This is a genomic window from Bradyrhizobium sp. dw_78, from assembly GCF_018449525.1.
Classification (GTDB): domain Bacteria; phylum Pseudomonadota; class Alphaproteobacteria; order Rhizobiales; family Xanthobacteraceae; genus Bradyrhizobium.
Genome location: NZ_JAAVUS010000016.1, coordinates 1 through 14,937, shown reverse-complemented (window position 1 = coordinate 14,937; position 14,937 = coordinate 1). Strand labels below are relative to the sequence as shown.

Here is a 14,937-nt window from a genome sequence, read left to right as displayed (position 1 = left end):
ACGTTGACTTCACCTGGCCTCCTTGCCAGCGCGATTGCGCCAGCCTGCCATTGGGTTACGATCGCGCGGCGCCGGACGACGCAAAACCAGATTGATGCGAGGAGAACACAGATGGAATACCGACGCCTGGGGATGTCAGGATTGACCGTACCCGCGCTGAGCTTTGGAACGGGCACCTTCGGCGGCGTCGGCCGCCTGGCCGCATGGGGCAGTACCGATGCGACCGAAGCGCGGCGGCTGGTCGACATCTGCCTCGATGCCGGGGTGTCGATGTTCGACAGCGCGGATGTCTACTCCGTCGGCGAATCCGAGCGCGTCCTCGGCCAGGCCATCAAGGGCCGCCGCGACAAGGTGCTGATCTCGACCAAGGCGACATTCCGTTTCGGCGATGGACCGAACGACCTCGGTTCGTCGCGTCAGCATCTGCTCGCGGCCATCGACGGCTCGCTCAGCCGGCTCGGCACCGATTATATCGACCTGTTCCAGCTTCACGGCTTCGATGCGTTCACGCCGCCCGAAGAAGTGCTCGCGACGCTCGATACGCTCGTGCGCGCCGGCAAGATCCGCTATGTCGGGGTCTCGAATTTTTCCGGCTGGCACCTCATGAAGTCGCTCGCCGTCGCCGACAAATACGGCTTTCCGCGCTACGTCGCCAACCAGACCTATTATTCGCTGATCGGACGCGACTATGAGTGGGAACTGATGCCGCTCGGCCTCGACCAGGGGCTCGGCGCGGTCGTATGGTCGCCGCTCGGCTGGGGGCGTCTCACCGGCAAGATCAGGCGCAACCAGCCACGGCCCGAGGTCAGCCGCCTGCCACAAACCGCCGATATGGGTCCGCCGGTGCCGGACGAGCATGTCTACCGCGTCGTGGACGCGATCGACGAGGTCGCCAACGAAACCGGCAAGAGCGTTTCGCAGATTGCGCTGAACTGGCTACTGCAGCGGCCGACCGTCGCCACCCTGGTCATCGGGGCGCGTAACGAGACGCAGCTGCGCGAAAACCTCGGCGCGGTCGGATGGTCATTGACCAAGGACCAGATCGCCAGACTGGACGAAGCCAGCAAGGTGACGCTGCCCTATCCCTACTGGCATCAGCGCGCGACCTTTATCGACCGCAATCCACCGGCGGTTTAGAGCATGATCCGGAAAAGTGGGAACCGGTTTTCCGTCGCGACAAACGCGGAACGCGTTTGCGCGGAGATCATGCTCACATAAGAAGATTTACGACGAGTATGATTCAACTCCGTTGAATCATACTCTAAGGCCCCGCACCTTTTTCGATGGCGGCGGCAAATGAGCGGTCGACGACATCGGCGGCGTTGAGCTGCTGCTTGACCAGGCCCGATCGAAAATACAGATCGATCGTCTTCTGCTCGCCGGCAACGACGCCGTCGTCGATCGGGGCGACATGGATCCTGGCCCGGCTCAGCCAATTCAGCGGCACCGAAGGCGGAATGCTCATCAGCCTGCCCCAGGTCTCGGCATAGGCCCCGACATGGTTCAGCGACCAGGCGCGGGCGGCCGTGAGACGGCGAAGAAAATCCTCAAGCCGCGGACGCTTATTCTTGATGGCATCGACCGAGGCGACCTGAAAGCTCAATCCGGGCGTCAGGCCTTCTGATGTGATCACCCGCCGCGATTGAAACAACACCTCTTCCTGACTGACATAGGGCTCCCATGTCGACCATGCGTCGACCGAGCCCTGGGTGTAGGCGATCTTGGCGTCGGACGGGGCCAGAAACACGATCTGGACATCGCCTGTCGACCATCCCCGGGATTCAAGCGCCGCCAGAATGAGCTGATGCCCGATCGAGCCGCGGCCGGTCGCGATCTTCCTGCCCTTCAAATCCTCAAAACTTTGAATTTTGGAATCACGCGGCACCAGGATCGCCAGGCCGTCGCCGCTCTGGCGGATGGCGCCAATGGCTTTCACGGGAACGTTGGCGGCCACGGCAAACGTGAAGGGCGCATCGCCGACCAGCCCGGTGTCGATCGCTCCGGCGCCGAGCGCTTCCAGAAGCGGAGCCGCCGCCGGAAACTCCTTCCACTCGATCGTGTACGGCACATCCTTCAGGACGCCGGCCGCTTCCATCACGGCCTGCGAGTTTCCTTTCTGGTCGCCGACGCGCAACACAGTCTGGGCGCTCACTGATGCAATCGCGCCCAGCAACAGGCCCGCGATAAGGAGATTGCGCATCATTCGGCCGCGACTCCCCTGGTGGCGTCGCGCCCGGCGATCAGCTTGCGCGTCAGCGGAATCAATTCGCGGCCATATTCGATGGCGTCGATCAGCGGATCGAAGCCGCGGATCAGGAAATGGCTGATGCCGAGATCGTAATAGTCGCCGAACACCTCGGCGACCTGCTCCGGGGTCCCGACCAGCGCCGTGGTATTGCTGTTGGCGCCGGTCAGTTCGGCGATCTGGGTCCAGAGCCGCTTGTCGATCCGGGTGCCCTGCTCGGCCAGCGCGAGCAGCCGGCGCGCGCCTGCGGTGGCGTGGCCGTCGGCGGGCTTGCGGTAGCCGGTCTGGTCCTGCAAGGCGGTGGCGCGCTGCAGAATCGAGCCGGCCTTGGCCCACGCCTTTTCCTCGGTGTCGGCCAGAATAGGCCGGACCGACAGGCTGAAACGGGGTGCGGCGCGGCCGTGCCTGGCGGCCGCGGCGCGAACCCGCGACGTCACATCGCGCACCTGCGCATAGGACTCGCCCCACAGCGCAAACGTATCGGCATGCTTGCCGGCCACCTCGATCGCGGCGTCGGAAGCGCCGCCGACGAAGATCGGGATGCCCTCGCTGCGGTACGGCTTGATCTGCGAAAACCCGTTCTGAACCTTGTAATATTTGCCGTCATAGGAAAACGGCCTCTCGCCGCTCCATTCGGCGCGCACCACATCCAGAAATTCGTCGGTGCGGGCGTAACGCTCGTCCTTGTCGTCGATGGTGTTACCGTCCTGCTGCAGCTCGGTGGCATTGCCGCCGGTGATGACATGCAGCGCGACCCGGCCGCCGGACAACTGGTCGACGGTGGCGAGCTGGCGCGCCAGCAGGGTCGGCGCGGTAAAACCCGGCCGCTGCGCGATCAGGACATTGAGCCGGTCGGTGATGCCGAGCACATGCTGGCCGATCTGCAATCCGTCCGGCGAGGTCGAATGAAACGCCAGCAAGGCGCGGTCGAAGCCGGCGTTTTCATGGGCTTTCGCCACGGTCTCGATGTGATGCCGGTCGAGCACCGGACCGTTGCGGACGATCGTCTCGGATGAATTGTTGTTGGTGATGAATCCGATGAATTCCACCGACATTGCAAACTCCCTGCTGGTTTCAACATATGATCAGACGCCGAGCGCCAGACGCCCCGCATTCACCCGCGTCGCGTCGTCCTGCGGTGTATGAACCCGGCCGCACAGCACGTCGCGATAATGCCGCTCCAGCGGATTGGCGCGCGTCAGCCCGTGATTGCCGGCGAGCGACAGCGCGTCCTCGACAATCGCGACCGCGTTGTCGGTCACCGTCAGCTTGACGATGTTGGATTCGGACGCGCTCAACAAAATGCCGTCGTCGAAATCGCCGGCAAAACTGTCGATCAGGCGCGCATTGACCGCAAGCCGCGCCTCGATGCCGCCGAGGATTTCCTGCGCGCGCGGCAGAGTCGCCAGCGGCGCCCCGAGATTGGAGGGCACGCGGGTTTTTAGAAAGCCGACCAGCCAGTCGCGCGCGGCCTGCGCGACGCCGTCGTAAATCGAGGCGACGAAGATGGCGTGAACCGTCGCCTGGGTAAAATCCGGCACCCGCCAGTCGTCCGGCTTCCGGACATCGATCTCGTGATCGAGCGGAAACACGACGTCATCGAACACGATGTCGTGGCTGCCGCTGGCGCGCAGGCCGAGATGGTCCCAGGTCTCGACGATGCGTGTCCCCGGCAATCCCGCGGGCACCAGGAACAGGCCGATGCGAATCTCCGCTTCATCGGTTCTGGCCCACACCGCGTACCATTTCAGGATCGGCGCGCCGGTCGAGTAGATCTTGCGGCCGCTGAGCCGCCATCCTTGATCGGTTCTTCGCGCGATCGTCGCCGGCAAGCCGCCGCGCGCCGGCGAGCCCAAATCCGGCTCGACCCGGAGGACGTTGATCATGGCCACGCCTGCGACGGTCTCCCGCGCCAGCCTGCGCGCGAGACGGCCCGGCCAGCGGCTGCTCCTCGCCATCACCAGATGCTGGATGTAATGCATCGACAGCACCAGGGCGGTTGACGGATCGGCCTTCCCGAGAATGTTGAGCACTCGCGCCGTATCGCGCGCCCCGGCGCCGGACCCGCCCAGCGCCGCCGGCACCGTCAGCGCCAGCAATCCCGCTTCGGACAGTCGGTCGAAATTCTCGAACGGAAAGCTGGCGTCGCGGTCATGCAGCGCCGCCCGCTCGGCAAATTCCGCCGCCAGCCGGTTCGCCTTGTCGAAAATTCCGGGAAAAATTCCAGGAAAAATTCCAAGGCTGGCATCCATCGGAGGCTCCTTGCGGGCCGAATTGTCCCGCGAACTCACCAGGTCGCGTCCAGTCCAAGCAGGCCCAGAATGTGCCGCCGCAATTCCGCCAGTGCCGGATCGCCGCGGTGCCGCGGAAACGGGCGATCGACCGCGATATCGGCCTTGATGCGCGCGGGCCGCTCGCTGAACACGATGACGCGGTTGGCCAGGAACACGGCTTCCTCGACATCATGGGTGACGAGCAGCGTGGTGAACCCGCTACGCTGCCACAGCGCGGAGATTTCCGCCTGCATGGTGATGCGGGTCAGCGAATCGAGCTTACCGAGCGGTTCATCGAGCACCAATATCCTGGGATCGTTGACGAGCGCCCGCGCCAGCGCCACCCGCTGCGCCATGCCGCCCGAAAGCTGATGCGGATAGGCGTTGCGGAACGCCGAAAGCCCGACCAGGTCGATCGCGGCATCGACGCGATGACGCTGGCTTTTCAGGATGCCCTGGGCTTCGAGCCCGAGCGCGACATTGTGCCAGACGGTGCGCCATGGAAACAGCGTCGGATCCTGAAACACCACCACCCGCGAGGGAAACGGCCCGGTGATGACATCGCCGTCCTCGCGCAAACTTCCCGAGCGCGGCGCTTCAAGCCCTGCGACCAGACGCAGCAAGGTCGATTTTCCGCAGCCGGACGGGCCGAGCAGCGCGACGAATTCGCCCGGCGCGATCTTGAAGCTGACATCTTCCAGCACCGGCAGCACGGCTCCATCGATGTCGAAGGCGTGGCTGACGCCCTTGACATCCAGCGACGCCCCGGCCGCGCCCGGCCGATCGCGTTCGGCGATGGCGAGCGCTACCATTTGACGACGCCCTTCTGCCAGACCAGTAGCCGGTCGCGCGTCCTGAACAGAAGCGTGATCGCGCCGGAGCACAACAGCGACATCACGATCAGCGCCGCATACATGTTCGCATAGGCCGCCCAGCCCTGGGCCCATTGCAGATACCAGCCGAGCCCGGCCTTGACGCCGATCATTTCGGCGACGACCAGGACGGCAAAGGACGAGCCGAGGCCCATGAACAGGCCGACGAACACATGCGGCAACGCCGCCGGAATCGCGACCTTCAGCACCAGGAACGACGGCTTGGCCCCGAGCGTCCGCGCCACGTCGTAATAGGCGCTGCTGACGCTGGCGACGCCGGACCAGGTCAGCACCGTGACCGGAAACGCGGTCGCCAGCGCGATCAGGAATGTGCTTGCGCTCCAGCTCGACGGAAAACAGAAGAAGGCGATCGGCAGCCACGCCGTCGCCGGCAACGGACCGATGAAGCGCAGGATCGGATGTACCCAATAGCCGACACTGCGCGACCATCCGATCGATACGCCGGTGATGAAGCCGGCCGCAGCGCCGATCGCGTATCCGACCAGTTGAAGTTTCACCGAGGCGAAGGCGCTGGCGAGGAGTTTGGGAAGGTCATCGGTATAGACTTCGACGATAGCCTGCGGCGGCGGAAAAAACGGCAGCGGCAGCCATGCGAATTTGGCGGTCGCAACCTCCCACAGCGTCAGGAACAGCCCGAGCGCCAATAACCACGGCGCGCGGGCGCGCAGCCCCGCCGCGAAACGCCCGAGCCGGCTTCCGCCCAACGTTGTCGCAAGAATGCCGACGGCGACGACAAAGGCAGTGATCGCCAGTTCGTGCGTTCGCGACCAGTCGCCGAGGTCTTCCCACCACAGGCACGACAGTCCGAAACCGGCCCACGCCAGGCTTGCGAATACGGCCGGTCCGTTGACCAGGAACGAGGAAGGCAGCGACAGCGGGCGCGCCTCAAGCGCGGCGCCCTCCTCCGCGGTTTGCGCCAGCACGGCGGCCCTAGACGTCTCGGAATACGTCGACATAAATCCGCTCCGCAAATTTTGTCGTGTCGATACCCGGCTTGAAAACGGACACCAGCTTCAGATCGTCCGCATAGGCCTTCAGTTCCTGCTTCAGCGCGTCGCCGACGGGATGATGATGGTGGGTATGATACCTGACCATCGCCTGCAGATCCTCCGGTGTGGCGGTCTTTGGCGCATAAGGCTGGAACGATGCGGCGGCCTTTTCCGGATTCTGCGAGGTAAACATGGCGGCGTCGAGCAGCGCTTGCGTAAGCGCACGGGCAACCTGCGGCTCGTCGCGCACCAGGCTGCCGCGCAGCCCGACGATGCAGCAGGTCTTGTCTCTGTATTCACCGTCCAGATTGGAGGCGACTTCCTTGTAGTCCTTATCCTTCAGCCAGAGATAGGCGATCGGATCGGACGCCAGGAACGCCTGCACTTCGCCCTTCTGGACGGCGAGTTGCAAGAGATTGCCGGGATAGGCGCGCCAATCGACATCGGTGTTGGGATCGATGCCCTGCTTGGCGAGCTGGATCGAAAAGAAATTCTTTTCAGGGCTCGTGAGATCACCAACCGCAACCGTCTTTCCCTTGAGATCGGCAAGCTTGTCGACGCCCGAATTCACGTGAGACAAAACCCGCAGACAACCGCCGTGGGTGCCGGCGGCGATCTTGACGTCAAACCCTTGTTCGAGCGGCTTCAGCCAGCGCAGCGCCATGCCGAGGCCCGCATCGGTCTTGCCGGTGGCGATGGCTTCCAGAAGCTGGTCGGTCGATCCGCTGTAATTGACCAGCTCGACATCGAGATTCTGCTTGCGGAAGAAACCGTAATCGATCGCAACCGGCAGCGGTGTAAGGCAGACGGCGCCGGCGTTCCAGGACAGGCTGAGTTTTCGCGGCGTACCCGTGAGCGGCGGCGCGTCGGACGATGTCTTGCAGATCGGAAACTCCGAGAAGTCGATCGCCGGCGCAATCGGGCGGTACGGAAAGGCCTGTGCGCTGAACACGCCGATCGGCGCCGCGAGCGCCGCAGCGGCGCCCGCCTGCAACAATGCGCGGCGATTCAGCAACGCCTTGTCCTGCTTGACGTCTTTCGGCATCTCGTTCTCCTGTTGTGACGCGACATGAAATTCCATCAGCGCAACGCAACAGCGCCGCGCCGGCGGCTTTCGCGCTAGCGGTCAGTGAATATGATTGAATTCCGGCGAGCTTCTTCTGCTCGCATTCCGTTGAAATCGGCGCGAATGATGCGCGGCAGCATTCCAATCGTCAATGAAATGGAATTTTGAATGTAAAAGCGAATGGAGAGATTATCTCCACGATGATCTCTCTGCGCGATGAAACGGTTTGCTTCACTGGCGGAATCTGAAGTGACGCCGCTGGCGCAATTTCGAATATCCGGCGCGCACCATATCCGCACGGCACCATAACTTTCTTTACCAGCATCGGCTGCGAGGCGATCATTGCCTGGGGCGTCAAATATTCAGTCGGCCATTTCATTGACTGCATCCCTTCCGGCCGTAGGCTTGCAACATCGACGAAAGATCGGGTTGAGACGCCATCGGAGGGGTTACGCGCATGCAGACGATCAAGCCTGAAACCAAATCACATGGATGCCTGCGGATGATGATCGGCGGCGCATTGAGCGCAGCCTTGGTGAGCTTCGTGTTGATAGCGTCCGCAGCGGCGGCGGATGTCGTCACGCTTCGCGTCGGCGACCAGAAAGGCGGCAATCGTTCCCTGCTCGAGATCGCGGGTCTTGCCAACGATCTTCCCTACAAAATCGAATGGTCCGAATTTCCCGCGGCGGCGCCGATTCTCGAAGCGCTCAATGCAGGCGCCCTCGATGTCGGCTACACCGGCGATCTCGCCTTCCTGACCGTCTATGCCGCAGGCGCGCCGATCAAGGCGATCGGCGGCACCCGCTCCGACGCCCGCACGCAGGCGATCCTGGTGCGCAAGGATTCTCCGATCAAGAGCATCGCCGATCTCAAGGGCAAGCGCCTGGCCGGAACACGCGGCGGCTGGGGCCAGTTCCTGATCGACGCCACGCTGGAAAAGGCGGGCGACAGGATCGACGATGCGACCTTCGCGCCACTCGGCCCGGTCGATGCGAAGATCGCGCTTCTCGCCGGTTCGATCGACGGCTGGGCGATCTGGGAACCCTATGTTTCCTACGCCACGCTGAAGGACAACGCGCGCATCGTCGCGGACGGCGAAGGCCTGACACCCACCATCACATTCTTTGTCGCGTCGGATCAGGCCATCGCGACCAAGCGCGCCGCCGTGCAGGATCTGGTGCGGCGGCTGAACAAGGCGCGGCTGTGGTCGCTGGATCATTTGGGCGAATACGCCAAAGCCACGGCGGCCCTCACCCAGTTGCCCGAAGACGTGCTGCTCAGCGCCTATACCGCGCAGCGGACCAGCCCGATCGTGATCGATACAAACCTCGTCACGGAAATTCAGCAGGCTTCCGACCGCGCCACGCGGTACGGCATCCTGCCCACAACGCTGGACGTGGAAACAGCGGTCGATCGCCGTTTTACGGCGGCCTCGGCCGGATCCAACTGACGGGTAAGATCAGGATCAGTTGCCCGGTCGGCTTGGGGTTCACTTGGGCTCCGCGGAGCCATTCCGCGCAGTGTACGCATGCTTGCATGGAGCGTGCGAACGGTTAGTTTTGCCGTCATGAGTCGCGGGCTGCATACGCGGCCCGTTTCATGCTCCGCCGGAACCTCATGACCCATTTTACGCCGCATCAGGATTCCGCGCTGAAGGCCGTTGCCGACTGGCTCAAGGCCAAGCCCGGCCGGAACAGCACGCCGCCGGTGTTTCGGCTGTTCGGCTATGCCGGAACCGGCAAGACCACGCTGGCGCGCCATATCGCCGATGGCGTCGACGGCGAGGTGAAATTCGCGGCCTTTACCGGCAAGGCCGCGCTGGTGATGCGCAACAAGGGCTGTGACAACGCCTCGACCATCCACTCGCTGATCTACCGCGCCCGCGAATCCGGCGTCGAACAGCCGAGCTTTGAATTGTGGGACGATGCGCCGGCGTCAAAAGCGAAACTGATCGTGATCGACGAATGCTCGATGGTGGACGCCGAACTCGGCCGCGACCTGATGTCGTTCGACTGCCCGCTGCTGGTGCTCGGCGATCCCGCTCAGCTGCCGCCGATCCAGGGCGCCGGCTTCTTCACCAATGGCGAGCCCGACGCGATGCTGACCGAAGTGCATCGCCAGGCGCAGGACGATCCGATCGTGCGGATGTCGATGGATATCCGTGACGGCCGCGAACTCGAGATCGGCCGCTACGGCGAAAGCGAGGTGGTGTCGCGCGCCGAGCTCGATCCGGAGCGGGTGATGAGTGCCGACCAGGTTCTGGTCGGGCGCAATAACACAAGGCGCGCCTATAACATGCGGGTGCGGCAGAAACAGAACATCGAGGATCCGCTGCCGGTCGCCGGCGACAAGCTGGTCTGCCTGCGCAACAACCGCAAGAAGGGCCTGTTCAATGGCGGGTTGTGGCGGGTCAAGGCACGCGCGCAGTCGAAATCCAAGATCATCACCATGCGGCTGATGCCGGACGAGGATTTCGGTCACAAGGTGACGAAAGTCTCGGTGCGCGGCGATTGTTTCGGCGGCGCCATCGAGACGATCCCGTGGGAACAGCGCAAGCCCTATGACGAATTCGATTACGGCTATGTGCTGACCGTGCATAAATCGCAGGGCTCGCAATGGGACGACGTCGTGCTGTTCGACGAAAGCTTTGCGTTTCAGGACAGCCGCGCCAGGTGGCTTTACACCGGCATCACCCGCGCCGCGAAGCGGTTGAGCGTGGTGGTGTAGATCGGTACCTTCGGACCTCTTCATTGAGGAGCCGCTAGCGTCTCTTCACCATGAGGAACTAATCGCTTCCTGCAAAACAGAATCGTAACCACCATTAAACACGACCGTCATTCCGGGGCGCATCGAAGATGCGAACCCGGAATCTCGAGATTCCGGGTCTGGTCCTACGGACCATCCCGGAATGACAGTGATAGTAGCCAGCGCGGGTGGGTAAAGGCGCCTCTCGCGCCATGCCCACCAATTAAGAGGTTCGACGCGGGGCGAGCATCAGCGCGAACGCGGAACGACGGCTTGCGTGGCGGGAGGAGACTCACGGAGCCGTGTCTGCCGGGCTGTAACAAAACCGGTCTCGCCGCGTATCTTGAGGGCGTCGGGCGGGCTAGAGCCTTTTCGGTTCTGATGGAATCAGAACCGAGGTTCTACTCTCTTGTTTTGACGCGTTTTTTAACGCGAACCGGAAGCCACTTCGCTCGAAAACGCTATATTGGCCGTTGCGAACCGCAACTCCCGCTTTAAGCTGTCTCCCAATCCGCTGACCCCGGAGGAAACCATGTTCCGTGATATGCCCCGCCGTTCCTTCAACCGACTGTCGCTCTGCGCCGCCGCTATGGGCGCGCTGGCGATCGCCGCGTTCGCGACGCCCTCGCGCGCCGCCGAGGACGCCGTGATCATTCCCGCGCCCGCGATCGACGCTCCATCGTCCGGCGGTATCCAGACGGTGGTTCTGTCGGGCGGCTGCTTCTGGGGCGTGCAGGGTGTGTTCCAGCACACCGCCGGCGTCGTCAGCGCGGTGTCCGGCTATGCCGGCGGCGGCAAGGCGACCGCCAATTACGAGACCGTCAGCACCGGCACCACCGGCCATGCCGAGTCGGTTCGGGTCAAATACGATCCGGCCAAGATCAGCTACGGCAAGCTGCTGCAGATCTTCTTCTCGGTGGTACACGATCCGACCGAGCTCAACCGGCAGGGCCCGGACAGCGGCACGCAATATCGCTCGGCGATCTTCACCACCTCGGACGAACAGAAGAAGGTGACCGACGCCTATATCGCCCAGCTCAACGCCGCCAAGGCGTACAGGAAGCCGATCGTGACCAAGGTGGGACCGCTCGAGGGGTTCTATCCGGCGGAGGCCTATCATCAGGATTACCTGACGCTGCACCCCAACCAACCCTATATTGCCTATAATGACATCCCGAAGGTCGAGAACCTGAAGAAGATTTTCGCGGAAAACTATATCGAGAAGCCGACGCTGGTGGGCGACGCCAAGGCCACCGATTGACGGCTAGCTAGGAGGTTTCATGTCCGACACCAAGACCACGGCCGGCAAGGTCGTAAAGAGCGAGACGGAGTGGCGCAAAGAGCTGACGCCGATGCAATATGCGGTGCTGCGCGAGAAGGCGACCGAACGGCCGTTCTCCGGCGAATATGAGCATGAGCACCGGCCGGGCACCTATACCTGCGCCGGCTGCGGTCAGACGCTGTTCGAATCGGATGCGAAGTTCGATTCCGGCTGCGGCTGGCCGAGCTTCACGGCGCCCTCGGCCGTAAGCCAGGTCGACGAAGAGCGCGACTTCAGCCACGGCATGATCCGGACCGAAGTGCTGTGCTCAAAATGCAATGGCCATCTCGGCCATGTGTTCGACGACGGCCCCGGCCCGACCGGTTTGCGCTATTGCATCAATTCGGCGGCGCTGAAATTGCAACCCAAATAGACCGCACCGGCCCGGTCGCTGGAACCGGACATCGGCATATGATTTGCTCGGCAGGTTGAGCCGGCGGAAACGCGTCCGCCGGCGGCTTGTTGGGGAATGCACGATGTCTCTCGGAACGATACTCATCATCATCGTCATCATCTATCTGCTGGGCGGCCTGAGCGGCCGGTTCGGCGGCTACGGCTACGGCATGGGCCATTCCGGGATGGGCCTCGGCGGGGTGGTCCTGGTGGTATTGATCGTGCTCCTGCTGCTGGGTATGTTTTGATGCTATAACTATTTGAAATATAAGGATTTACTATAACGGGAACCCGATCCGGGCCAGATTCATCATCTGGCGCGCCAAGAGTCGCATTTCTGTCAAACGAGCTTATATTAGAGGCTGTCCTGGAATGAAGTGTGTCGGCGCCGGCCCGGTTGGCGGTCCCCGCACGAATCGTACGCGGCCTCGGCCGCGCTCCCACGAGAACATAAGGGTCCTTGAGCATGGCTTTCAGCTACAACACCGCCGCCGAACTGTTTCCCGCCGCGATCCGCAAGAAGAAACGGGCCGGCTTTGCGTATCGGCGATTTGGCACCGCGGCCGAAGCGGTACGCTTCGCGATCGAGGAATTGCCGGCGGATTCGCTGAACGGCGCCTATCTGCAGGTTGACGAAGCCCGCTTCGACCAAAGCGGCATCCGCTCGCTTTACGAAAGCGAAGCCTTCCCGCTGCCACGCCGTCCTCGCGCGGCTGCGCCTGCCGGCGACAAAGCCGACGCCGACGCGGCGTAATCCCGCTCCGCAGAATCAAAACGCGCCCCCTCTTCCATTCGGAAGAGGGGGCGCGTTCCTGTTTGAACTATCCCGTCAAGCCTTATGTGTTCGTCAGCGCGGTTGCCGGTCCATCCAATGCCGCAACATCCGCATGTTGCGGATATTGGCGCGGAACAAGACGTCGAACGCATCGCCCGCGACCGGCACCATCCCGACCACGCCTTCCAGCGCGACATTGGCGAGCATCCGCGCCGTGATGTGCCAGGGCGCGCCGAGCGCACGGGCCTCGCGCACCAGCCACAGCGAAAACGCCGACGCGATGAGGTCGCCGACCACCGGAATCAGGCGGACCACGCCGTCGATGCCGTAACGGATATTGGTGCCGGGCAGGACGAAGGCGACGTCCAATAGCTTCGCCAGCGCATCGAGCCGGGCCAGCCGCTGCTCGCGGGTGAGGTTGCCGAACGGATTGGCGCTGGAATGGCCGAAGTCGAAGCGGAAACCGCGAAACCCTGCGCCCAGCGCTTCCCGGGGGATCTCCCGGCCATCCTGGTCGATGACAGGGCCTTGCGCCTCGGCGTGACGAAACGCCGTGCCGCGAAAAGCCGAGCCGCCCCCAGTCCGGGAACCGGCGCTTCCGGAATAGGCAGGTTTTCGGGGATAAAGATCGTTTGGCATGGCCATCAGATGGGTAACGCGCAGGACCGGCGCAAGTTGCCTATGCGGCGCGGCCCTCCGCAATTGCCGGGTCTTACGCGGACGCCAGTTCGTCGATCACCTCATGCGACAACCATGAGCACACCGTCGCCGGGACGAAGCCGACCAGACCATAGAGGATAAATTGCGCGGCACCGCTGTCGGACCCCCTGGAGCCGTAGAGAAACTCCGCCGCGACGAAAGCAATGGCGCCAACGATCAGCATCCGGATCACGGGCGCGATTTTTCTGACATGGAAGAAAATATCGTCCACCGCCGCGATCATCAGAACCGGCAGGATACCGAACAAATAGCTGTATTGCAGCGTCTTGAGAAAGACCGCGAACAGCTTGCTGACGGCGGACCAGCTCGGCTGATCCCAGTAGCCGGACATCACCGTGGTCGCCAGCAGCAGAAAGAACCCGCCGAAAAACGGCCCCAGCACTGCAAAAATCAGATACCGCTTCATGCTCCGCCTCCAGGCCTATTTCGCTCCTAACCGCCGCTCAATCTGCCGGAGGCGCTCTGCAAAGGCGGCACGGCGGCCCTCTACTCGCCCCACGCGGCGAAGGCGTCATTGAAGGCGCGCTCGCCGGGTGAACCCTTTTCGATGGCGATGATGGCGCGGCGCTGGTTGACATAAACCAGCGGCACGTCGAACCACGAACGTTCCTTCAGAAGCTGGATGTTGCGGGCGCGGTCGGAATCGACGTTGGACAGCCCGACCAGGAAGAAGCCGTCGGTGACCTTGACGGCGAGGCCGGCCAGGGGCGTGCCGCGCGCCTGCTCGTTCGACTTCATCAGAATGCCCGGCACGTTGCTGACGCCGCCGCCGTCGAAATCGGGCGGCAGGATGAAGGTCAGCTCCGCAGTATGGCTGGCCGGCAGCGAGGTATCGGTGTTGCGGCGGAACGACATCGTCATCTTGAACTTGCGGTCGGGGATGTCGATGTCGGCGCGCACCGCGATATCGGCGGGCTGACCGTTGCCGGCCTTCACCTGTTCGGTGCGCCAGACCACCGTGCCGACATATTGCTTGCCCTTGGGATCGGACGGATCTTCGTCGTAGAGCACCACGCGCTGCGCCACCGGCGCGACCTCGTCGCTCGACGGCGGCTGGCCGACGCGATCCGGAATCTTCGGTTTCGACAGCGGCGTGGAGGAATCCTTCGGCGCCTCGGCAACCTGGGACGACCTCAACAGTCCGCTCACGGCGTTCAGCACCGGCTTGCCCCAGAGGATGCCGACACCCACCAGAATCAGCACGATGCCGACAACGATCGCGCTCTTGAACGGAAACACCGGACCGGTGCGGACACGCTTCTTGTCGCGATTCCTGTCCGGCGGCAGGCGCGGCCGCGAGGGGGCCGCCGACGGCGCATAGCGCTCGGCTTCCTCGATCGATTCATCATAGGAATAGGGCGCGTCCGGATCGGCGCCGCGGTTTTCCAGGTTCGGCTCCAGCCGGTCGAATTCCGGCGATGGCGAGGGCACGTTGGCATAGGTCTTCCGCGCCGCGCGGTTGGCCTGGGCGGCGGCGCGTCCGAGATCGTCGGCGTCGGCGGCGATATCGCGGAAGC

The 14,937-nt window shown here is 63.3% G+C and carries 16 protein-coding genes and 1 pseudogene; 7 read left to right on the top strand and 10 right to left on the bottom strand.

Annotation, left to right across the window (positions count from 1 at the left end):
- The first annotated feature begins 111 nt into the window (after positions 1 to 111).
- Positions 112 to 1,137, top strand: coding sequence for an aldo/keto reductase (locus HB630_RS27605; protein WP_213775889.1), 1,026 nt, complete (start codon positions 112 to 114; stop codon positions 1,135 to 1,137).
- A gap of 124 nt (positions 1,138 to 1,261) precedes the next feature.
- Here HB630_RS27605 and HB630_RS27600 read toward each other — a convergent pair whose 3' ends face one another.
- The 7 genes from HB630_RS27600 to HB630_RS27570 all read right to left on the bottom strand — a co-directional run bounded on the left by HB630_RS27600 (position 1,262) and on the right by HB630_RS27570 (position 7,845).
- Entirely contained in the window at positions 1,262 to 2,203 is a 942-nt protein-coding gene (locus tag HB630_RS27600; RefSeq protein ID WP_213775888.1) for an ABC transporter substrate-binding protein, read from the bottom strand.
- Positions 2,200 to 3,300 carry an LLM class flavin-dependent oxidoreductase gene (locus HB630_RS27595; protein ID WP_213775887.1) on the bottom strand — a complete coding sequence of 367 codons (1,101 nt, stop codon included), beginning with the start codon at positions 3,298 to 3,300 and terminating at the stop codon, positions 2,200 to 2,202. Before HB630_RS27595 ends, HB630_RS27600 begins: the two co-directional genes overlap by 4 nt.
- A gap of 30 nt (positions 3,301 to 3,330) precedes the next feature.
- Positions 3,331 to 4,497: an acyl-CoA dehydrogenase family protein gene (locus tag HB630_RS27590; RefSeq protein ID WP_213775886.1), complete on the bottom strand. Its 1,167-nt coding sequence runs from the start codon at positions 4,495 to 4,497 to the stop codon at positions 3,331 to 3,333.
- Between the two features lie 35 nt (positions 4,498 to 4,532).
- Positions 4,533 to 5,330, bottom strand: a complete 798-nt coding sequence (locus HB630_RS27585; RefSeq protein WP_213775885.1) for an ABC transporter ATP-binding protein — start codon at positions 5,328 to 5,330, stop codon at positions 4,533 to 4,535.
- Entirely contained in the window at positions 5,324 to 6,367 is a 1,044-nt protein-coding gene (locus tag HB630_RS27580; protein WP_213775884.1) for an ABC transporter permease subunit, read from the bottom strand. Before HB630_RS27580 ends, HB630_RS27585 begins: the two co-directional genes overlap by 7 nt.
- A complete protein-coding gene (locus HB630_RS27575) occupies positions 6,342 to 7,445 on the bottom strand; it encodes an ABC transporter substrate-binding protein (RefSeq protein ID WP_213775883.1) in 1,104 nt (367 codons plus the stop codon). Before HB630_RS27575 ends, HB630_RS27580 begins: the two co-directional genes overlap by 26 nt.
- 169 nt (positions 7,446 to 7,614) lie before the next feature.
- Entirely contained in the window at positions 7,615 to 7,845 is a 231-nt protein-coding gene (locus HB630_RS27570) for a hypothetical protein (RefSeq protein ID WP_213775882.1), read from the bottom strand.
- Between the two features lie 126 nt (positions 7,846 to 7,971).
- Between HB630_RS27570 and HB630_RS27565 the strand changes: the two genes are divergently transcribed.
- The 6 genes from HB630_RS27565 (at position 7,972) to HB630_RS27540 (ending at position 12,679) form a co-directional block, all read left to right on the top strand.
- Complete coding sequence (locus HB630_RS27565) at positions 7,972 to 8,916, top strand: ABC transporter substrate-binding protein (protein ID WP_249781084.1); 945 nt, start codon at positions 7,972 to 7,974, stop codon at positions 8,914 to 8,916.
- A 167-nt stretch (positions 8,917 to 9,083) separates the two neighbouring features.
- A complete protein-coding gene (locus HB630_RS27560) occupies positions 9,084 to 10,193 on the top strand; it encodes an ATP-dependent RecD-like DNA helicase (protein WP_213775881.1) in 1,110 nt (369 codons plus the stop codon).
- A 562-nt stretch (positions 10,194 to 10,755) separates the two neighbouring features.
- The gene (gene msrA, locus HB630_RS27555; RefSeq protein ID WP_213775910.1) at positions 10,756 to 11,472 is read left to right on the top strand and encodes a peptide-methionine (S)-S-oxide reductase MsrA; all 717 of its coding nucleotides are present in this window, start codon (positions 10,756 to 10,758) and stop codon (positions 11,470 to 11,472) included.
- Between the two features lie 19 nt (positions 11,473 to 11,491).
- Entirely contained in the window at positions 11,492 to 11,905 is a 414-nt protein-coding gene (gene msrB / locus HB630_RS27550) for a peptide-methionine (R)-S-oxide reductase MsrB (protein ID WP_213775880.1), read from the top strand.
- 103 nt (positions 11,906 to 12,008) lie between these two features.
- A complete protein-coding gene (locus HB630_RS27545) occupies positions 12,009 to 12,173 on the top strand; it encodes a DUF3309 family protein (protein ID WP_213775879.1) in 165 nt (54 codons plus the stop codon).
- A 218-nt stretch (positions 12,174 to 12,391) separates the two neighbouring features.
- On the top strand, positions 12,392 to 12,679 hold the full coding sequence (locus tag HB630_RS27540; RefSeq protein WP_213775878.1) for a hypothetical protein: 288 nt from the start codon (positions 12,392 to 12,394) through the stop codon (positions 12,677 to 12,679).
- Positions 12,680 to 12,772: 93 nt separating this feature from the next.
- On the opposite strand, the gene HB630_RS27535 is transcribed toward HB630_RS27540, so the two are convergent.
- The 3 genes and pseudogenes from HB630_RS27535 to HB630_RS27525 form a co-directional block, all read right to left on the bottom strand.
- Positions 12,773 to 13,345 (bottom strand): DUF4112 domain-containing protein, encoded by a 573-nt coding sequence (locus HB630_RS27535; RefSeq protein ID WP_213775877.1) that lies wholly within the window; start codon positions 13,343 to 13,345, stop codon positions 12,773 to 12,775.
- 67 nt (positions 13,346 to 13,412) lie between these two features.
- Positions 13,413 to 13,826, bottom strand: a complete 414-nt coding sequence (locus HB630_RS27530) for a DUF5413 family protein (protein ID WP_213775876.1) — start codon at positions 13,824 to 13,826, stop codon at positions 13,413 to 13,415.
- Positions 13,827 to 13,906: 80 nt separating this feature from the next.
- Positions 13,907 to 14,937: pseudogene (locus tag HB630_RS27525) on the bottom strand (hypothetical protein); the annotation flags it as partial.